Annotated in this window: 15 protein-coding genes and 2 pseudogenes; 5 read left to right on the top strand and 12 right to left on the bottom strand. The window is 42.1% G+C overall.

The annotated features are described in order from the left end of the window. Nucleotides 1-58 precede the first annotated feature (58 nt). From N773_RS21960 to N773_RS0116850, 3 genes are read right to left on the bottom strand one after another with little or no spacing between them, the layout of a single operon-like run. Nucleotides 59-181, bottom strand: a complete 123-nt coding sequence (locus N773_RS21960) for a hypothetical protein (RefSeq protein WP_347494349.1) — start codon at nt 179-181, stop codon at nt 59-61. Then, nucleotides 178-1,806: a hydroxylamine reductase gene (gene hcp / locus N773_RS0116855; RefSeq protein WP_024858880.1), complete on the bottom strand. Its 1,629-nt coding sequence runs from the start codon at nt 1,804-1,806 to the stop codon at nt 178-180. Before hcp ends, N773_RS21960 begins: the two co-directional genes overlap by 4 nt. A gap of 14 nt (nt 1,807-1,820) precedes the next feature. Further along, entirely contained in the window at nt 1,821-2,516 is a 696-nt protein-coding gene (locus N773_RS0116850; RefSeq protein WP_024858879.1) for an ATP-binding protein, read from the bottom strand. Between the two features lie 86 nt (nt 2,517-2,602). Here N773_RS0116850 and N773_RS0116845 point away from each other — a divergent pair, with 86 nt between their 5' ends. Next, the gene (locus tag N773_RS0116845) at nt 2,603-3,247 is read left to right on the top strand and encodes a Crp/Fnr family transcriptional regulator (protein WP_024858878.1); all 645 of its coding nucleotides are present in this window, start codon (nt 2,603-2,605) and stop codon (nt 3,245-3,247) included. 127 nt (nt 3,248-3,374) lie between these two features. On the opposite strand, the gene N773_RS21465 is transcribed toward N773_RS0116845, so the two are convergent. Continuing rightward, the gene (locus N773_RS21465) at nt 3,375-4,967 is read right to left on the bottom strand and encodes a fibronectin type III domain-containing protein (protein WP_024858877.1); all 1,593 of its coding nucleotides are present in this window, start codon (nt 4,965-4,967) and stop codon (nt 3,375-3,377) included. A 725-nt stretch (nt 4,968-5,692) separates the two neighbouring features. Here N773_RS21465 and N773_RS0116830 point away from each other — a divergent pair. Together N773_RS0116830 and N773_RS0116825 are read left to right on the top strand one after the other, a co-directional pair. Beyond that, nucleotides 5,693-6,433, top strand: coding sequence for a LytR/AlgR family response regulator transcription factor (locus N773_RS0116830; RefSeq protein WP_024858875.1), 741 nt, complete (start codon nt 5,693-5,695; stop codon nt 6,431-6,433). Further along, the gene (locus N773_RS0116825) at nt 6,430-7,749 is read left to right on the top strand and encodes a sensor histidine kinase (RefSeq protein ID WP_024858874.1); all 1,320 of its coding nucleotides are present in this window, start codon (nt 6,430-6,432) and stop codon (nt 7,747-7,749) included. The genes N773_RS0116830 and N773_RS0116825 overlap by 4 nt, the downstream gene beginning before the upstream one ends. 565 nt (nt 7,750-8,314) lie before the next feature. Here N773_RS0116825 and N773_RS0116820 read toward each other — a convergent pair. From N773_RS0116820 to N773_RS22805, 3 genes and pseudogenes are all read right to left on the bottom strand, one after another. Further along, nucleotides 8,315-8,788: pseudogene (locus N773_RS0116820) on the bottom strand (Sir2 silent information regulator family NAD-dependent deacetylase); the annotation flags it as partial. Between the two features lie 105 nt (nt 8,789-8,893). Next, complete coding sequence (locus tag N773_RS22810; RefSeq protein WP_242840409.1) at nt 8,894-9,484, bottom strand: hypothetical protein; 591 nt, start codon at nt 9,482-9,484, stop codon at nt 8,894-8,896. Nucleotides 9,485-9,496: 12 nt separating this feature from the next. Continuing rightward, nucleotides 9,497-10,075 (bottom strand): hypothetical protein, encoded by a 579-nt coding sequence (locus tag N773_RS22805; protein WP_207637793.1) that lies wholly within the window; start codon nt 10,073-10,075, stop codon nt 9,497-9,499. Nucleotides 10,076-10,081: 6 nt separating this feature from the next. Between N773_RS22805 and N773_RS0116810 the strand changes: the two are divergent. Continuing rightward, a pseudogene (locus N773_RS0116810) lies at nt 10,082-10,459 on the top strand (transposase); the annotation flags it as partial. A 237-nt stretch (nt 10,460-10,696) separates the two neighbouring features. On the opposite strand, the gene N773_RS0116805 reads toward N773_RS0116810, so the two are convergent. Both N773_RS0116805 and N773_RS0116800 read right to left on the bottom strand, forming a co-directional pair. After that, nucleotides 10,697-11,290, bottom strand: coding sequence for a hypothetical protein (locus N773_RS0116805; RefSeq protein ID WP_024858871.1), 594 nt, complete (start codon nt 11,288-11,290; stop codon nt 10,697-10,699). Between the two features lie 4 nt (nt 11,291-11,294). Further along, nucleotides 11,295-14,750 (bottom strand): vWA domain-containing protein, encoded by a 3,456-nt coding sequence (locus tag N773_RS0116800; RefSeq protein WP_024858870.1) that lies wholly within the window; start codon nt 14,748-14,750, stop codon nt 11,295-11,297. Nucleotides 14,751-14,978: 228 nt separating this feature from the next. Between N773_RS0116800 and N773_RS0116795 the strand changes: the two genes are divergently transcribed. Then, on the top strand, nt 14,979-16,451 hold the full coding sequence (locus tag N773_RS0116795) for an IS5 family transposase (protein WP_024858869.1): 1,473 nt from the start codon (nt 14,979-14,981) through the stop codon (nt 16,449-16,451). Between the two features lie 27 nt (nt 16,452-16,478). Here the strand turns inward: N773_RS0116795 and N773_RS23505 are convergent, their stop codons facing one another. The 3 genes from N773_RS23505 to N773_RS0116785 form a co-directional block, all read right to left on the bottom strand. Continuing rightward, nucleotides 16,479-16,670, bottom strand: coding sequence for a hypothetical protein (locus N773_RS23505; RefSeq protein ID WP_431602481.1), 192 nt, complete (start codon nt 16,668-16,670; stop codon nt 16,479-16,481). A gap of 1,303 nt (nt 16,671-17,973) precedes the next feature. Then, a complete protein-coding gene (locus N773_RS0116790) occupies nt 17,974-19,479 on the bottom strand; it encodes an RNA-binding domain-containing protein (RefSeq protein WP_024858868.1) in 1,506 nt (501 codons plus the stop codon). A 175-nt stretch (nt 19,480-19,654) separates the two neighbouring features. Continuing rightward, entirely contained in the window at nt 19,655-20,104 is a 450-nt protein-coding gene (locus tag N773_RS0116785) for a DUF1998 domain-containing protein (RefSeq protein ID WP_080678365.1), read from the bottom strand. Nucleotides 20,105-20,153: the final 49 nt, after the last annotated feature.

Below are 20,153 nucleotides of genomic sequence, written 5' to 3'. Positions count from 1 at the left end.
TCATCAATTGACAGCTTAGCTTCTGTAAATACATTCAGTTTTAGTATCGAGAAAAAATTTATGCCTGCGGCAGAATGTACGGAAAGCCGTCATCATTCAGAGCAAGTCTGCATACATCGCAGTTTTTCATGATCTCTATAATCTCGCTGAGATCGGTCACTTCACGGTCTTTTCTTCTCATAAGCCGAAAATCCTCATATCCCCGTCAACGGTTGTAATTCCTGCAATGCCGAAGCTGTCTACAAGAACCTTTGCCACATTCGGAGACAGGAACGCAGGCAGTGTCGGTCCGAGGTGAATATTCTTCACTCCGAGATACAGCAGAGCAAGGAGAACGATGACTGCTTTCTGCTCATACCAAGCGATATTATAAACAATAGGCAGATCATTTACATCATCAAGCCCGAATGCCTCTTTCAGCTTCAGAGCGATAAGCGCCAAAGAATAAGAATCATTGCACTGTCCTGCATCGAGAACTCTCGGAATACCACCGATGTCGCCTAAGTCGAGCTTGTTATACTTGTACTTCGCACAGCCTGCGGTGAGAATAACTGTATCTTTTGGCAGCTTCTCAGCAAATTCCTGATAGTAGCTTCTGGACTTCGCTCTGCCGTCACAGCCTGCCATGACTACGAATTTGCGGATAGCCCCCGATTTTACAGCTTCTACAACTGTATCGGCAAGTGCAAATACCTGTTCATGGGCAAAGCCGCCGATAATAGAGCCGGTTTCGATCTCGGTAGGCGGAGGACATTTCTTAGCCTGTTCGATGATCGGCGAGAAATCCTTTACTTCGCCGTAGGGTGCGTCAATATGCTTACAGCCCGGATAGCCTGCGGCACCTGTTGTCCAAAGCCTGTCCTTGTAGCTGTCCTTCGGCGGAACGATGCAGTTTGTGGTCATCAGCACCGGACCGTTAAAGCTCTCAAATTCCTCTTTCTGCTTCCACCACGCATTGCCGTAGTTTCCTGCGAAATGTGGATACTTTTTGAAGAACGGATAATAATGCGCAGGTAGCATTTCCGAGTGCGTATAAACATCAACTCCCGTATCCTTTGTCTGCTCAAGGAGCATTTCAAGGTCTTTCAGATCGTGACCTGAGATCAGTATTGCAGGATTTTTGCGGACACCGATATCAACTGTCGTGATCTCAGGATTGCCGTATGCTGTAGTATTTGCAGCATCAAGGTCAGCCATACCCTGAACGCCGTACTTGCCGACTTCCAGCGTGAGAGCCACAAGGTCATCGACCGACAGACTGTCATCAAGTGTTTTAGCAAGAGCCGACTGTAAGAAAGAATCAAGCTCCTCATCATCATTCAGCAGAGCGTTTGCGTGTTTTGTATATGCCGCAAGTCCTTTCAGACCGTAGGTTATCAGCTCACGCAGAGAGCGTATATCCTCATTCTCTGTTGCAAGTACGCCGACAGTCTTTGCTTTCTCGGCATAGTCCGAACCGTTCCAAAGAGCTGCTTCGGAAAGTGATTCTTTATTCTGCACCTGTCCGAGCAATTCTTCTTTGACTGAAAGTGTTTCAGTAACCTTAGCGGTAATGCTGTCGAGATCGAAATTTGCATTGGTGATCGTGATAAACAGGTTCACGCTGATAAGATGATTAACAGTCTTATCGACAGTCTTTCCCTCTGCACGGAGCTGAGTTGTCACCGCAGACAATCCCTTTGTAACGTACACAAGCAAGTCCTGCATTACTGCGACTTCGGGTTGTTTACCGCAGACACCGCAAGCGGTACAACCTTTACAGCCCGCTGTTTCCTGACACTGATAGCAAAACATTTTCTGTTCCATGATATATTCCTCCATTATTTTCTTATCTCAACGATACTGCCGTCCGGCGAAATGACTGCGACTTCGAGCGGAATATCCTTACCGCTTGCTTCTATCGCACGTTTTATCGCATACTCCATACCTCCGCAGCATGGTACGGTCATTCTTGTGAGAGTGATGCTTTTTATTTCGTTATTCCTGAATATCTCTGTCAGCTTCTCAGCGTAATCAACGGCATCGAGCTTAGGACAGCCGATGAGCGTTATCTTCCCACGGATAAAATCATGGTGGAAGTTTCCGTAGGCGTAAGCCGTGCAATCAGAAGCGATAAGAAGATCTGCACCGTTGAAATAAGGTGCATTTGTAGGCAGGAGCTTTATCTGTATCGGGAACTGTCGCAGACAGCTCGGAACACGAACATCGCTGTCATCTTCTTTTGGCGTAAAGCTCTGCAAAGCAGAACCCGGACAGGTGAAACCGCTGCAAGCGGACTTCTTCTGTTTGTTTGCCTGCACTGCCTTCTCGTCATAAGCCGCCGCTTCACGCTCGGTGAAGTGGATAGCGTCCATAGGACAGGCAGGGAGACAGTCCCCGAACCCGTCGCAGAAATCGTCACGCATGAGCTTCGCTTTGCCGTTTACGATAGCGATAGCCCCCTCATGGCAAGCTTTCGCACACAGACCGCATCCGTTGCATTTTTCTTCGTCTATCTCAATTATTTTTCGTATCATAGCCATACCTCCTTGACTTATCAGTTACATTATAGTATAATCAAAGGAGAAAGTATGTTGTAATTACAACATTTTGGGAGAAAAATATGGATATTTCAGTTTTGCATAATTCGATACTGTTCAAGGGCTTTGATGATACCGAAATATCGGAGCTTATGAAAGCCCTTAATGCAGCCGAAAAGAAATATAAGAAAGGTGCGATGATCTTTTCTTCGGGAGAAATCACCGATAAACTATGCTTTGTGACCACAGGCAGCGTTACTATTGAAAGCAATGATATGTGGGGAAACCGCACGATACTCAACCTTGTAGGTAAGGGACAGTTCTTTGCAGAAAGCTATGCACTCCTGCCCGATGTGCCTATGCTGGTCGATGTCTGCGCCGCTGAGGATTGCACTGTTGTTTTTCTGAGCATGAAGTCGCTCGCTGACCTCAACGATACGATAAGGGCGAGACTTCTTGCAAATCTTCTCACTATCACCACGAGAAAAAATCTGCACCTATCGAGCCGGAGCTTTCATACTGCTCCGAGACAGGTGCGTGGACGTATTATGGCATATCTTAATACCGTATCGGTTCAGAAGCATTCCCGTAAGTTTGATATACCCTTTGACCGTCAGCAGCTTGCGGACTACCTCAATGTTGAACGCTCGGTGCTTTCCAATGAACTCAGCAAGATGCAGCGTGACAGATTAATACGGTGCAGGAAGAACCATTTTGAGATCATATAACAAAAATGCAGCCGACATTAGGGCGGCGCACATAAAGCAGTTTATGTGCGCCGCCCGAATACCGGACTTTTTCTGCTTCTACAGCTTCAAACGAAACCGCAGTTAACTATCTATAAGAGGTGTCTGCTTACTGTACAGTAACAACGAATGATCTGTCATCGATCTTATCCAGATCCCACTTACCGTCAACCTTAGCGCAGATCAGCATCTCGTAAGTGCTGTCAACGAGCAGCTTAGGTGAAGTGTATGAAAGCTCGTTGGTGTAAGCAAGGATCTTCCATCTGCCAGCAATCTTAACTGCTACGCCATACTCCTCTGCATCCTGAACTTCATTCCACTCCAGCTTGAACTGATGGAACTGTCTGCTGTATTCGATGTTGCTGAGGGTAGGATATTCTTCATCTCTGGGAGTTACAGTGATAGCTTTGGAATAATCTCTCTTCCACTCGCCGTTGAACATTGCAATTACTGCTACCTTGTATTCCTGACCGGGCTTCAGATTCTTGAGATTATAAGATGTACCGTGACCGGATTCCAGAAGTCTCCACTCGCCGTTGATAAAGCCAACTACACCGTACTTTTCAGCACCGTATACCTTTTCCCAATTCAGAGTTACGCTCTTGTGACGCTTCTCGTATGTAACCTCGGGGTTGAGCTTTTCCTTTGCCTCAACCTGAATGGAATCGCTGAATGCATTACCGTTAACAAAAACGGTAGCAGTATATATGGTCAGACCCTTGGAATAAACAGAAGTCAGGTTAACTTCGCTCTCAACGGCTTCGCTAGCACCGTCGTCCAGGCTGATCATCTTAGGAACAGCGGTGTATGTGCCGTCATCTTCAAGAATCCAGTTCCATGTTACATAGTGGTACTTATCAACAGTTGCTGCCTTGCCATCAACATATACAGAAGAGTTGGGATCGAATGCTGCACCGTCTTTACCATCGACACCATCGGGATAACGACCGGAGTGGTTACTGCTCTTCATGCCCTTGCCGCCCTTGCCGCCTTCGAGGTTGAAGTTGCCACCGTAAATGGTGATGTTACCAGCCAGTGCATAGCCGCCCTGTCCGCCGCTGCCTGCATACCAGCCATCTCCGCCGTCGCCTGCGTTACCAGCTTTGGCGTTGATAGTACCGCCGTATACAGTGAGATCACCGTCGATAGCAGCTACACCGGGAATACCCCAGTTGCCATTCAGCCAACCGGTGCTGCCGTAGCCCTGAGCAGAATCACTTGCAGTAGCGTTGATAGTGCCGCCGTATACGTTTATAGTACCCTTGATAGCGTTGTGACCAAACTGGTTGGTACCCTCATTGGGAGCACCTGTTGCGTTGAGTGTGCCTTCGCCGTAAACGTTCAGTACTGCACCGTCTTCAATAACGATACCCTGAGAAGCTGTAAATGTTGCACCTGCGTTCAGTGTAAGGTTAACTACACCAGAAACAGTAACTACGCTGTCAACGGTAACGTCACCTTCTTCGATAACATAATCGCCTTCGCTGAGTGCGCTGTAATCAACAGCAACAACTTCTTCAACTGCTTCGGCGGTAGTTTCGTCAGCGGTAACTTCCTCATCAACGTAAGCTACCAGCTCTGCCTCATCAGCACTTGCCGACAGGCTTATAAAGCTGCCAACGTTAGCAGGGAGCATACCTGCAGCCATTGTAAGTGCCATCAGACCTGATGCAACCTTTTTCATACTTCTTCTTTCGTTCATTTTCTAGTTCCTCCTTAAAAAATGATTATTAATATTATAAAAGCATACCCAAATTACCACAAAGGATACACTTTTATTAACTTGACAAATTGCTGTATATTAGCGATGAATATACACCAGAAATTGGTATTTCTGATTTGGCGTTTATTACTGACTAACTGTACAACTAACGGTAAATATTTACATCAAGTTCAAAACTACCTTGCTTTGAGTACATAGTTTATCCATTTACACAATATGAAGATTCGTCGCAAATCGCGATATATTAATGAATTATAGATATATTCAATAATTTATCCTAAGATTTGCTCAAAAAATAATTATCATCTACACATAAGGAACAAATCGTCTTTCGGCGGGACTATTCATGACAACGTTATCGCTTTTGGCGTTGGGTAAAGTTAGCACCAGCGTACTTATAACGCTGTCATGTAAATCTTACGCCGATAAATTTGGTCTTCAATATCTGTATAATGATATTATCATTTATTATAGAGTAGTGGGTGGACATCATTTTCTTTGCTCGCGCAAATTTGAACAAATAGTAGATGAATTTCATAACCAACACTATACTAAGAATTGTAATATAAAAAAGCTAAAAAGTCAATAGAAATTGCGTGAGTTGTATGAAACTTGCGTGAGTGGTCATTTATATTCTTGTATTTTATTTGTCACTATGGTATAATATTTATATTAAGTTATATTAACTCTGGAGAGGTGAATTTATGGAACTTAATATAGCGATCGTGGACGATTTGGAACACGACCGCATTATAATAAAGAATAGTGTTGATCGTTTCTTTCGTGACAGACACAACTGTACAATCAGGTCGGCGGAATATTCTTCTGCTGAGGATTTTCTTAAAACCTACCGCAAAGGAATGTTCGAGATAATCTTCGTCGATGTTTGCATGGGCGAAATGGACGGTCTTACCCTTGCAGAACAGCTTCGCATTGCTGACCGTGAACTGGGTATTATTTTTATGTCTACCACGCGGGACTTTGTTTTTCAATCCTTCTCTTCTCAGCCAAAAGGTTACCTCTGCAAACCATTTGAGTATGCTGCTTTTGCTGAGGTAATGAACAGGACTATCCGCGATCTTGATGCTGAGGACAAGCTGCTGAAAGTCAGCATTCCTCATAAGGTGTTGGAGATACCACTTTCTGAGATTGTCGCTGTGCTTTCAAACAACCATTCGGTGGATCTAAAACTTATCACGGGCGAAGTCAAACAGAGTATCATGCTTTTTGGCGAACTGGAAACTGCTTTGGAAAACGAGCCTAATTTTCTGTTTTGCAGCCGTGGTGTAATAATCAATATGGACTACGCATCACAGGTCAGGGGCGACCAGATCATCATGCAGGATGAAATGATATATCCTGTTCGCAGGCGCGGACGTAAGGATATTCTCGCAAAATTCACGAAATACGCCGCATCGCGTATGCGCAGGAGGCTTGATATATGAATATCAGCCTGACCATCAGATATTTTACCGAGCTTGCAATGGTCATACCCGCCGCAGCTATGGCGGTGATACCTGTGTACCGCTGCCGCAAGGTAAACAAGCCATTCCTCTTCGGCGCACTTGCGATCGTTCTTGGCATATTCACTGTGGGTGGTTCGATACTGTGTTCGATGCTTCTAATTCCAACCAACAAGCTGTTGTTTCCGACGATGGTTGCGATGTTTCTGCTATATAATTTCTGCTTTGAACTATCTATTTTTCAAAAGCTTTTTTCCTTTGGAAATTCGATGTTCCTGTGTGCGTTTTCAACCACATACAACACATTCCTGACTGCGCCGCTGGAACTTGGAAACAAATATAACGTATACAACCTGTCTTCGGGGCTTATCTGTCTTGGTGTTACAGTTTCTGTCGGGCTAGTCTTTGCACGAACACTATTTAAGAAGTTCCCCGAAATGTTTGAGAACGAAGATCTCGATAATGTGTGGAAAGTTCTTTCTATCGTACTGCTTACTTCATCGGTTCTCATTATCTGGACAAATCCTCTCAGCGCCGAGAATGTCATGATAGGCAGATTGCGCAGGATAACTCTGGTGATATTTCTGACCATTCCGATTGTCACTTTGTTTCTGTACCATATATTATGGTGGCTTTCCAAAAAGATGACCGAGCGTGCTGATCTACAACGCAGCCTTGACTTTTTTCGTATGGAAGAAAACCAGTACCGAAAAACAAGGCAGTATTTGCAGGAATCCTCTCAGCTTCGTCACGATTTTCGCCAGCATATACTCCTTATAAATGAATATCTGAAAAAGGGTCAGACCTATAAACTGAATGAATACCTCGCCCCGCTGGTTGAACATATTTCCCAGCGGCATAAGGCGATATGCGAAAATCAGGCGGTCGATGCTATTGCAAGCCACTATGACGAAGCCGCAAAATCTCAGGAAGTTTCAATAAACTGGTCGATAGACTTAGGCGAAGACCTGCCCGTAAAAGAATCGGATATGTGCGCAGTCATGGGCAATCTGGTAGAAAATGCCATTCGTGCGGCATCAGAACTTGATGGCGATAACCGTCTTGTGAGTGTCCGCATCGGTCTGATGAATACGAAAGCGTTGGTAATATCGATATACAACGCCTATCGCGGCAGGATTGAACTGGACAAGAATGATTTGCCCATCACCAACAAAGAAGGTCATGGAATCGGTCTGCGTTCTGTTCAGAACATTGTGAAGCGTTATAAAGGGTCAATGGTCATTGAGACCCACAATGGGATTTTCAACGTAAGCATACTTATGTATCGTCCCGAATAAACAGGGTATCGGATTTTTCTATACATTAAAATGAGTTCTGTAGATTTTATATTTACAGAACTTTTTTAGCTTAATTACTCAGGTTAATATTCTTTTGTATCAAATGCCGTTAATACTATATAATGACCGTCAATCTTTACAAAAACAAAAGATAATATTCATATACTTAATAATTTGCTTGCCGTTTGGCGTTTGACCTACAAGGTGCCAAGCTCTTCTTTTTGTGGTATAATATAATTGCCAAAACCATTAAACCAACGAAAGGATTCAGAAGATTCCTGTGCAGGGGGAAAAATAACATCAGAACTGAGTTCCTTTTGCTGGGACTTGCATACAACATAAAGAAGCTTTTTGCTAAGATTTCAGAAAACCGACTTGGAATTTCTCTTTTTGAACTGAAAACGGCATAAAAACCAGCAGAACATAACACCCCCGAGTCCTCTTTTTTTGAAGAGGGCTTGGGGGTGTGTGCTCTGAAACAGCTTATTTCACCAGTTAATATGTTTTTTTACTCTGATGTTCGGATATGGTTAGAGGGTGCTGCGGTTGCAACAGCCTCTTGATTTTATATCCTGTCTAAAATACTATGAATATCCCCATTGATACAAATGCTCTGACCTCTGATCTCATCAGGTGCATACGCCTCCCCGAAATTCAGGCAGGCATAGACCGCCTTCGGGTTTGCATAGGTCATCTTCCAGAACGGATACTTGATTATGACAGGCGTGTTCATGCCTACGCCAAGCTCTAAGAACAGGATATGCTGTCCCTCATGGCGGCGCAGGAACTCATCATAACGCTCCGCTGCTCTGTGCCAGCCCTCGTCTTCGACAAAGGTGTCATCTGCTCTGAGGTTCATGCTCATAGGCTTTCCGCAGACAGGACAGTGCGGAACAAGCTCTGACGGAACACGCATATCCTTCTGCCGCTCAAACATCGCCCTGACCGTTTCCTCGTTGTCATAGGTCTTTTGTCGGCACGGCTCACTGCACTGCCAAAGTCCATAATCGCCCTGCGTGTAGAACAGGCGGTGCTTGTGAAGCCTCACACGACTAAAGTCGCGTGCTTCCAATAGTGTCCTAGCGGACACGCCCACTTTAGGTGGGCGGACTACGTTTCTACCATACAGCCTGAACTCAGAAAATTATGCTGTTTGAGCAATAATTTCCGCATTCAGGTTAACTAAGGTAGAGAACGTGCAGGTGCTTCTCTTACTGCATTGAGGTACTTTTGCCTCAATGAGCAACCTTGAATTCTCATCCAAGGATTTTAATATTTCACGTATGAAATATCTTGCCCCGATATTATACGAAGCAGATAGATCACAGTTGTAGGTCTTGCCATTTTGAAATTTGCATAGCTCATAGGTATTGAAACCACCAAATTTACCACGAAGTACAAAACCACTGCCATCGTAGGCAAGGCGTGACGTATTCCATGCACAGATATGGCTTACTCTCATACCCAGTCTGTGAACTTTATTCGTTACAATAGACTGAACTTCCTGACTGCGCCACAGCTTGAGCTTCTGCTTTTTAGAACCGCGGACCTTACCGTTCTTGTCTAAATGCTCAAATACAATAACATCTGCATTATAAAGAACAGCTATATCTACGATGCAGGCAGCAGTTTTAGTGGCAATGTCGTGATTGATTCCTTTGGCTTTTGCCCAAAGCCTTGGTGTTTTATAGTTACCATGCTGCTGAGCTTTTTTTATACGGTTAACACAATGCATCAGATGGTCTGTTTATTTGGTAAGCTTACAAAAATGCCTTCCAAGAATAGTGCCATCTGAAAGCATTACGGAAATCGTAGCTGCGGTGTTTATTCCAAGATCTACAGCAACAATGGTCTGTTCATACACAGATATATCTGCAAGTTTGACCTTTTCCTCAAATGGAAATTCCAAAAACCACTCCTTGCCTCGTTTTTGAAGTGTTGGAGCGCATTGCTTGCGAAAACTGCAATGTCTGTATATATAATCCATATCAGACTTTTTAAGGTTTATCGTTATCCAGTCCCATGTATTACGGATGTAGACTTTGATCTGGGCAGTATAATCACCGGTCTGATTGTACATTACTGTACGGTACATAGAAGGGAATGTATATCCTGCTTTTGGAGACGATGGTTCTCTTCCGACCGGATCTTTGATCCAGTTATCGAGATTGCTTTTGTAAGATGATACCTTGCCTATAGCCTCGTTAATAGCACCACGGCGCAGATAGCTTGGCATCTTATAGAATTTGGCATCAAAATCATAAATTGGATCGGGATTATCTTTTGTAGCATGGATCAGTGTTTCAATATATGTGAGTCTACTCACACCTTTGAATGCCGTGAAGAACGCTATTTGCTCGACGGGATCGTTGAACTTGATGACACGTATCTCGGTGCTCCAACTCTAGGTAGATTTGCCAGGGATAATATCCGCGCAGGCTCGAAGATCGAGAGTGATAATGCTCGAAGTTACAAGAAACCGCTGGCACAGAAATACTTCCATGTTATTGAGACATATGATCCGACAAGCGGTCAGCTGAATTGGATGCATAAAGCTATATCAAACTTCAAAGCAATGATCATGGGAACTTACCACGGAAACGAAAAGATCCACACATCGTTATATGCTGCCGAATACTGTTACAAATTCAACCGTCGTAAGCTGGGAAACAGTGCGTATTTAAGGCTTTTGGCTGCTTTGGTGCAGTGATCTTACTTGTGGTGTGTTAAGGGGATAACCATATAATAATATAGCAAAATACCTCACTTGCTAAAATTTATATATAGCAAAAAACTCTGAAGTACATTTAATGCACCTCAGAGTTAAGAATAATGAATTGATAATGCCATTACTGGATTGGTATGGGCATTATTGTTTAGTAAATACCTGAATGCTATCAGGGCTTTCATATTTGTTATGTTCTATGATTGATCTTTGTTTATGACACTATTGTTCTATCTGTGGCGAATTAGATTCTGTGTCACTTTGAATATAATCATCCAGTGTGAACATCATTGTTTCCCTAGGACCCGGCTTCGTTGGCAATCCGAATTCACTTAATTGGGAGTAATTTTCATTCCTATATGCTTCTATCATGCTTGTATACTTTTGAGGCTGTCTTTGTTTGAAAATATCGTAATATCCGAGAATCGTTCCTCTGCTTCGAAGCAAATTTGCTGCGATTATATCATCGACCTCGGGTGTTTCATCAAAATCAAAACTGTTGTCAACCAATCGAAACGACCCATTATCGATTGAAACAAGAATGCGACTATAAAACAGATATGCTTTTACTTTATCAGAATCGTATATCAGCTCAAAATCAGAGCTTCTTATCTCCTCATCCCCTACTTCAAGAAGAAGTGTATCTCCGTCCTTTATAGAATACACTCTACCTGTTGTAGTAGATCTACTTTTTACTTCAAAAACATCGCCATTTGGGGTTGTAACTGTGCCTTCATCATTGAGTCCGGAATGACATCCAACCAGAAATAAAGATATCATAAAGCTCAGTAATAAAATAAAAAATTTTTTCAACATATTTTTATAACTTTCCTTTTATATAGTTGATAAACGCATATGTCAAAGCGTCGCTTTCTTCTTGTGTTATAATTTTGGGATCAGGTATGGAATAGATCGGTACGGAATACGTTAATGGATTTCCAAACATATCTGAAGATGTATAATATTTATAACCTTCAAAACTCTCCTCGTATTTTTTTCTTATTTTCGGAGTATAAGCTGCTTCCTCAGCCTTATCTTTCATAAAGTAATGCTTAACTGGACCATTACCATGTGTAAATTCATCTGCTTTTTCTTTAAGTTTCTCAATTCCTCCATAGTTATCCACAAATATCTTAAATCGATCCTTATAAACATTGTTATAATAGTCTTTCAATACATCCGATAACAATTCACTCTGATTATATAAATGAACAATATTATCAGCATCGATATCCGAGAACATATCATCTTCCTTGAAGTACTCAGATTCGTCAGAACAAATATATTTCTTAGCTACCTCGTTTAAATTGCTATTTTCTTCATTAGCATGAACTTTAATGTCATAAATCAAAGTCTGCAAGTCTCCAGCCCATCCTGAGAGTTGAACATCCACAAACAGTGGCTCATTTCGATATCCTGATAATGTAGCCATCATATGGATAAAATCAATCTCATTGCCGTCTCTGTCGATGAATTTTAAATTTTGAAAATAACCGAGAAGACCATGGTGTCGCTTTTCAATCTCCTCTCTAAGTTCTCCACAATCAAATCCTGTTGCATACGACCACATAAGATTATTGATAATACCATCATAACCGTATCTTTTCTTTAAGCAACGTAGAACATTGATTGTAATAATCGAATCGTCGAACATTTCATAATACTCATGATCATAAATTAACTCAGAATTTTTAATTTCTCTAATATCATCTTCAAGGATTTTGATTTTTTCGATTAAAGTGTTAAAGTTTCGATCATACTCAGAAAGCCATAAATCATCATGACCATTTTTATACGTATCATCATCCCAAGGATCAGAATTATAAGTAAAATATACAGATGAATAAGTGGTCTTGCCGCTATAACCATCATATACTTCAACAACTTTTGATCTTATATTATCAATAGATATTTCCTGTCCATCGAAAAGATCATCATTATCACAATCCTGAATCTCAGGGTCGGTATAGAAAATCTGTGCATTAGAAATGACCAGTCCCGAAACCTCAAATTCATCAGGGAGTCCGTCTTTATCTTTATCGGGAAGTGTTTTCAGATCAAAATGGTTTTTCTTTGAAAGATCCTTATAGATCGCATCCAGTTCTTCTGCTGTTGCAGCAGTAAAAGAGTCCCCGCCGGTGTAAGTTGCGCAGTCTTTCAGCTTCTGATTGTCTGCATCCGAACCAAGACCAATGGTATGTATCTTTATGTTCTTCTCAGCAGCCTGTTTTATCAGATCATCGACAACGTTTTTGCTAAGGTCTATCTTTAAATTAACATCGCCATCAGAAAGTAAAATTATATGTCTGGTGTACCAATGCTCGACTTTGCTGAGCTGTTTGACTGCCTCTTCAATTGCTGAACGCACATTAGTGCCACCGCCATTGTATGGTTCTACACGCCTTTTTAATTCTTCTTTATCATATGAGAAGCCGCTGACAAGTTTTGCGCTACTTTCAAAACTGATAAGAGCAGTTTTGTCAGTTAATGTCATCGAGTCAATGAAATTATCAATTGCAAGTTTTCTATAACCGTTTCTGTCATTACCGCTCATACTTCCCGAGCAGTCATAACAAATTGCTGCTGCAAGCGGTTCGTAATCATCTTCAAAATATAATGAAGCTCTTTTCCAAGCATCAAACCATTCTTTTTTATCTACAAGCATATACTTGCTGAAATGAGTAGTATTTATGCTGACAGTAGAATTCTCTTCATCAAGTATGGTTTCAAGTTCAACGAATTCGTCCTTATTCTCATCATACCATAAAAACAGCAGGTTGTCAAACTCTGTATCGCCCAGCTTACTCTTGTCAATAACATATGTAAGTGTAGCTTTTTCATACTTTGAAGTAGTTTCAATAGAGAAGGGTTCACCAACAAGTCCTACTACACCTGTGCAAAGCATATCCTTATTCATTACACTCTCAACAGTAGTAGTCTTCTGAAGATTGCCTGTACCCTCCATAGAAACGATAACTTCTGTTACGGCGCAATCTTCGTTCTCAACCTTGTGTGTAAATGTCTGAGAACGCCTTTCCTTGCCGTCAAGCTCACCGTCATCGTCTGAATCGGGATCTTTGGGATCAGTGCCAAAATAAATCTCGTCATCATCGTTCAGACCATCCTTATCGGTATCAACTTCAAGCGGGTCAGTGAAATAGGTATTAACTTCATCACCGTCTTTGAGGTTATCTCCATCGGAATCATCATTGAAAGGTCTTGTGCCGATCTCGTATTCCTGACCATTTGAAAGACCGTCTGTGTCAAAATCTTCATCGTAGTCTGATACACCATTATCGTTTGTATCGATTTTCAAAGGATCAGTACCGAGAGAAAGCACTTCATATCCGTCGGGCAAAAGATCACCGTCGGTATCAGCTTCATAAGGCTTTGTGCCTATTTCCTTTTCGATAAGGTTAGGCAGACCGTCTTTGTCAGTATCTGCAAGATACTTCCAGTCAGCAAAAGTCCAGCTGAGTTCTTCGGTTTCAGTACCTACAAATTCTGCCCATGTGTTGCTGTAATTGATGTTAGCACCATAGCGGCTGTTAATAACAACATTCTGTGCGATTATGATACCGTTCAGATTAAAATTGTCACAGTCGATGGTAACTGTACCAAATGGCGCATAGATCAGACCGTTCATCGAAGCCTGACTTTCATCGATATTTATATCACCGAATTTGGAATAGATAACAGCATTGTTGCCGTTGAGATTTCCGCCGCTGAGAGTAACATCGGAAACCGCACCGATTGCAGTATTCAGTGCAACATTGCCGTTATATGACATCTTGCCTGTAACATACACCGGCGAATTGAGGTTGATGTTCATCTCTGACAGCGTATAGTCGTTATCAAAATTACGGCTATTATTGAACCAGCTTGTCATCAGCTTGTTGTGGATATAGATCATATCCCTGCTGACATCGAAAGCCTTAGCGCCGTCCTGTGCATCAGTGGTATTCTCATCATCGGTGACGATCTCATCAACAGCAAGTGCTTCGTTCTCCAAAATAGTACCATTTACATTCGGATACTTTGCAGTTGTCGAATAAACACCGTTTGTGCAAGTGTTGCCATTGACCGTCAGATAATTAAGGTCAAGCTTAATGCCACCCAGTTCATCCGCAGCAAATATCGCATACGGATATGCTTCCTGCTTACTTGCAGCGTCAGCACTTGCAGGTAAAACTGCTGACATACTTGTTGTTATCATAGCTAATGATAACAGCCCTGAAACAACACGTTTCAGATTTTTTGATCGTTTTTGATCCATTTTAACCCTCCTAAACTTTTTTGCCAAATTTTCGGCAAAGCGGCTTTGAATTTTGAGTCGCTTGAAGATTATATCACATTAAAATATCGTGTGTCAATAGACTAATTAGTCTCTCCTCAATTCAAATAAAACCTTCGTAGCATCGACAAAAGCGATAAAACATGGTATAATAGAAGTGCAAGGAAAAAGCCGGAAAACGAGAAAAAAGCTTGCACTTTGGAGGATGCCATGTATAAGTTCAAGAGAGAAAAGCAGATTTCATTTACCGATTTCAATCAGCCGCTGGGACTGAAAATGAACCCGGATAACCGCTGGGTGAAGAAAGCAGCAATGATCCCGTGGGAAACGATCGAGGCTGAGTATGCGAAGCTGTTCCCGAGCCATACCGGTATGCCTGCAAAGCCCCTGCGCATGGCACTCGGTTCGCTGCTGATTCAGAAGCAATATCACTATCCTGATGAGGAACTGGTCGAACAGATCAGAGAAAACCCGTACTATCAGTATTTCATCGGTCTGCCCGGATATGAAGACAAGATTCCGTTTGTGCCGTCTCTGCTTGTTGAATTTCGCAAGCGTCTGTCTGAAGAGGTGCTGAACGAGATCAATGAAATGATCATCGAATACAATACACTGAAAGACGATCAGGATGACGATGATGATCACGGTAACGGCGGCGGAGAGCAGGAGACGAATGAGCAGCAGGATGTCTGGAATCACACGGAAACCGCCGGGATTTCTGGTACATTGATCATTGATGCAACTTGTGCTCCGCAAAACATCAAGTATCCGCAGGATATTGAACTGCTGAATGAAGCGCGTGAAAAGCTGGAAGATATGATCTGCCGGGTCAGTGATGAATACAATTTCTACAGACCGAGAATGTACCGTGAGAAGGCACGAAAGGATTATCTTGCTCTCGCAAAATGCAGAAAACGCGGTGCGAAAAAGATCAGAAAAGCAATCAAAAAGCAGCTGCAATACATCCGCCGCGATCTTGGATATATCTCGAATCTGCTGAAAAATAATGGTGTTGTGCTTTCAGAATCTGACGCATATTTACTCGATATTCTGGAGACAGTCTATTCGCAGCAGCAACATATGTTTGTCAGCAATACACATCGCATTGAAAATAGAATCGTCAGCATCAGCCAGCCATATATCCGACCGATCGTCAGAGGAAAAGCAAAATCTCCGGTTGAGTTCGGTGCCAAGCTGGATCTGTCTGTGGATGAAACCGGAATGTGCAGAATTGAAAAGCTATCCTTCGATGCCTACAACGAGAGTGCCGTTTTAAAAACTGCGCTCGAGAATTATAAGAAACGCACAGGACATTATCCGGAGCGTGTACTCGCAGATCAGATCTATCGTAATCGGGATAACATTGCATTTTGCAGCAGTCTAGGCATTCGGCTTTCCGGAAAGAAACTCGGAAGGCCGAAGAAGGATGCAGACAGCAAGGCTGAGAAGAAAATCGCCTACCAGGATAATACCGACCGAATTGAAGTGGAGCGGAAGTTTAGTCTCGCGAAACGCAAATTCGGTCTGGGTCTGCTGCTTACAAAAAGAGAAGATACAACAAAAGCATCGATCGTTCTCAGCATCATTGCGATGAACATCGACCGTCTTGCGGCGATGGTTTTGCGCCTTATTCAGTTTTTGCTGAATTTCGAGCTGTCATATGGCCTGCGGCGGTGCTCTTGAAATTATGCCTTAATGAGGAGAGACTAATTATCGATTCAGAAATAACAACTTAATACAGGTATTTGCTAAGTGATTTCTCAATGTTCTACACAATTCAACAAGAGTTATGGAGTTAAGGTTGGAACAATCGGAGAACATACCTCTCATATTATTTTTTACGTTGCCTGTATCAAATTCACTTAGATTAAGTGCAGTCAGACTGGTACAGTGATCAATCATAATGACCATATTGTTCAGCTGTCTCAGATATAATTGCTCAAAAAAAATCCTCCATTGACATGAATGGAGGATTCGACTAGCTGCAAAATTGGCATCAAAAACCACACTGTACGCTGGGAAGTATCGCTCTAATCCAGATTGCAGTCTCCAGCGCAAAAGGCAGCTGTATATATTCAGTTATGACCGAAGCAGTCTGTTGTGCTGGTGATGATCAGACGGCACATGTTTATGTTTAAGACTTCTGTCGCTTACAGTTGCTACAAAATACGATGGATTCCATATATATTTATTATAGTAGATTTTTTTAAGAATTTAAAATTTTATATACTTAAAAGTTGTTCTGTGTTTGTGTCACGCGTGACACAATCAAAATTTAATTATTTTTTTAGATCTAAGAAGCAAAATGACAGCTGATCTTACTCACTTAGCTGTCTTTCACTTAAGAATTATAGTATCTGACATTCTTAATTGAGGATTACAGTTTACAAGACGAAGTATATGATCAGGACTTCCTGTATTTGGTAGCTCTTACAATATGGTATTACAATGAATATACATACCCTCGACCATGCACAACAGAATGTCTAGAAATGCCGCCTAACTCATGACTAAAGTCACGAGCGTGCGGCGGCAAAATCGTCAATATCAGACTTTTCAATTATATGATTTAATAATTTAAAGAAAAACATTAAATTTTCAACTTCATTATCAGTTTCATTTTTTGAATAGACATCAACTCTTAATTCCCAGCTCAATTCGAATCCATATTCTTCCTTAACACAATCTGCTCCATATATTTATATACAAATCATTATATCATAAAATTATCCTGATTACAATAGCATGGTATTGCTATTGCTTCGTCTTTATCAGTCGTCTTGGTCTTTTTCTTTAAAATCTGCCCATCTTTCGATTGAAGTCTAATGTATCTGAGGTATTATGAAAGATCACGGCATTCAATTTGCTTATATCAAACTCCACAAAAGAAATAGTAACGCTAGGATCATTATTATCATAGGAATCGTATTCTTGTTTACGCATTGTGTATAATCCGTAAGTTGCGTTACCATCGCGATTTAAAGCCATTATATACCAATCATCATAGTATTCATTAACAGGGAGATCATTTCCCAACGATGAAGTCGATAGATTAAAAACCACGCTATTATGCGGTTTGCGGGACTCACATAACCGGGTTGATCCCAATTTGACCCCACAAAAACAACAATCGCAGAAAAGAACCCAAGCATAGAATTATAAAGAGCTGAGACAGGTTATGTTGTCTCAGCTCTTTTTGCAGTGTCTATTTCTCCCTCAGCCGATAAGTCCTGTTCCTGTTCGCACCCTCGGCAACTATAATGTCGTCAGCGATCAGTTCATTGAGAATGTCTCTCGATCTTGTCAGCTTGATACCAAGTAATTCTGCAATATCTTTTGATTTGCAGGTAACATGGTCGGTAAGGAACTCAATTACCGTTTCTTTTTGAAGTTCGATGATCTTCTTTTTATCGCCGGTTTTTATCAACGCTTTTTTATCAACGCTTTTTATCAACGTTTTTTTACCAGAAACCGCTGATAAGTCATTTGGCTCGGAAATCACCGAAAGCGACAGCGTGATCCTTTCCGGCTCGAAATCTTCGGTGATGACTGGCGCTTCCCAGCCCTGCTTGTCCCAGACTCTGTAAATGTTCGGGATACCGCTGCCTGCACGCTCGCCAATATCTATGAGGTTGAACATCTTAATCAGCGTGGTGTTTCTTGGGTCGGAGACACCGCCGCTTTTTGCTGCTTCAACGTCAATACGGAAATTGCCGGGATTTGAGAATGTAATAGTGTCACGCTTTTTGATGATAACAAGCCCCTGCCTGCCATAATAATCGGCATTGATAATGCAGTTTGCCAGCGCTTCACGCAGAGCCGTGTGGACAGGCGTATCATCAATTCGCTCGCCGTTTTTGATCTTGAAGGGAGTCTTGATGTCCTGGGCGATACGGTTGTAGACTTTGAAATAAAAGTCATAAACGTTGCCGCTCCAGTCGCCCGATGAAGAAACGATACGGTCGGTCCAACGGGTGCTGTCATCGAATTGCTCCTGATAGTCTAGGAAATAATGAGGAAACTCCTTGACGATCTCATACTCATATCCGAACATCAGCAGACCTGCAACTGTTGGATAACGCCTGCCGTCCTTGCCCCTGCTGACCGCACCGAGCTTGTAAAGAAAATCCTCGTCCTCCAGCTCCTCCCAAACGTGACCTGGGCGGGAGTTCCGCATACGCTGACGATACCTGTGAACGCTGTCATAATCGAAAACGCCCATATCCATATCTTCCAGCACCAGCATATCCTGTGATCTGCTCGCAGCGTCACGCAGCATCGCCTGGACTTCTTCCTTAGTGCAGTGATAATCGCCCTCACCGTTGCGGCGGTAAGTACCGGAAAGCGGGTTGCCGTCAATATAGATAGGCTTGTCAGGACGCTCCGCACGGGGAACCCTGATAACAACAATATCCTTGCCGTCAACGACCTCGGTTTGAACGTCTTTCTCAGTAAGAATGTTAAGACTCACTTTGTTCGGGTTGTTGATTATTTTCCAGAATTCCTCGATCAGATAAGTCGGGTCGGGCAGATCAATAGCGTGCAGGGACTTGTCCTTGTGCTCCTCAACGCCAAGCAGGATCACTCCGCCCAGCGTATTGGCAAAAGCAGAATAAGTCTCCCAAATGCTGTTAGGCAGCCCGCCGATAGCTTTTTTCGCTTCTATTCTGTTGTTCTCTCTGTATTTTTCTAAATGGGTCAGGTCTATCATGGTGGTACCTCGTAAATGGTTTTAGCTGTATTTTTTTACCGTCTAATGATCTGAATCAGTAACTCGGAATTTAGAATTGATCCTTAAACTGATTCATAATTCCATTGATTGCATATGGTTTTGCATACTTGATCATGGCATCACTAACACTTACAGTATTACTGTTATAGATTATTTACACATAGAAGGATAAACTTCTAGATGTTTGGTTTTTCCACTTTTTGTAATATTGACATTTTGAGTTTTTCAGTATTCCAACAAGTGGTTCAATAAGTTTTATTTGTTCTGAAATATCAAGAGAATCATGGACTTTTGAATTTATGCCCCATTCTAACAGATCAAGAGCAGCATGTCTATCCAATTGTCCATGAACATATTGATTACGATAATGCTTTAAGCATTTATAACAGGCACTTTCACATTGGCATTCTGTCAGTATTCTCTTTATATCACTAAGAATAGTTGATATCTCTTTGGCTACACCGACTGCATATCCTGCACCGCTTGAAAGATTATCATACATATAAACATCAATAAAACATTGTCGAGCATTTCTACGGAATCTGAATCCGGTGACTAATTCATCAAATTCAATATCGAGCCGCTGACTCACCGCCAATCTCATAAAAATATGTGCGAAATAATCCAAATGGGTATTGACAATGATATTATAT

Origin of the sequence: Ruminococcus albus AD2013, assembly GCF_000526775.1 — a bacterium.
In the GTDB taxonomy this organism is placed as follows: Bacteria; Bacillota; Clostridia; order Oscillospirales; family Ruminococcaceae; genus Hominimerdicola; species Hominimerdicola alba_A.
Note: the sequence above shows the minus strand (reverse complement) of the source record. Positions and strands in the feature narration are given on the sequence as shown.

Bases quoted from the DNA above. Each gene is read 5' to 3' on its own strand.
- N773_RS0116825 (WP_024858874.1), top strand. From the start codon at position 6,430: ATGAATATCAGCCTGACCATCAGATATTTTACCGAGCTTGCAATGGTC.
- hcp (WP_024858880.1), bottom strand. From the start codon at position 1,806: ATGGAACAGAAAATGTTTTGCTATCAGTGTCAGGAAACAGCGGGCTGT.
- N773_RS0116785 (WP_080678365.1), bottom strand. From the start codon at position 20,104: ATGAGATTGGCGGTGAGTCAGCGGCTCGATATTGAATTTGATGAATTA.
- N773_RS0116790 (WP_024858868.1), bottom strand. From the start codon at position 19,479: ATGATAGACCTGACCCATTTAGAAAAATACAGAGAGAACAACAGAATA.
- N773_RS21465 (WP_024858877.1), bottom strand. From the start codon at position 4,967: ATGAACGAAAGAAGAAGTATGAAAAAGGTTGCATCAGGTCTGATGGCA.
- N773_RS0116805 (WP_024858871.1), bottom strand. From the start codon at position 11,290: ATGTTGAAAAAATTTTTTATTTTATTACTGAGCTTTATGATATCTTTA.
- N773_RS21960 (WP_347494349.1), bottom strand. From the start codon at position 181: ATGAGAAGAAAAGACCGTGAAGTGACCGATCTCAGCGAGATTATAGAG.
- N773_RS0116845 (WP_024858878.1), top strand. From the start codon at position 2,603: ATGGATATTTCAGTTTTGCATAATTCGATACTGTTCAAGGGCTTTGAT.
- N773_RS23505 (WP_431602481.1), bottom strand. From the start codon at position 16,670: ATGATTGATCACTGTACCAGTCTGACTGCACTTAATCTAAGTGAATTT.
- N773_RS22810 (WP_242840409.1), bottom strand. From the start codon at position 9,484: ATGCATTGTGTTAACCGTATAAAAAAAGCTCAGCAGCATGGTAACTAT.
- N773_RS0116795 (WP_024858869.1), top strand. From the start codon at position 14,979: ATGTATAAGTTCAAGAGAGAAAAGCAGATTTCATTTACCGATTTCAAT.
- N773_RS0116830 (WP_024858875.1), top strand. From the start codon at position 5,693: ATGGAACTTAATATAGCGATCGTGGACGATTTGGAACACGACCGCATT.
- N773_RS0116800 (WP_024858870.1), bottom strand. From the start codon at position 14,750: ATGGATCAAAAACGATCAAAAAATCTGAAACGTGTTGTTTCAGGGCTG.
- N773_RS0116850 (WP_024858879.1), bottom strand. From the start codon at position 2,516: ATGATACGAAAAATAATTGAGATAGACGAAGAAAAATGCAACGGATGC.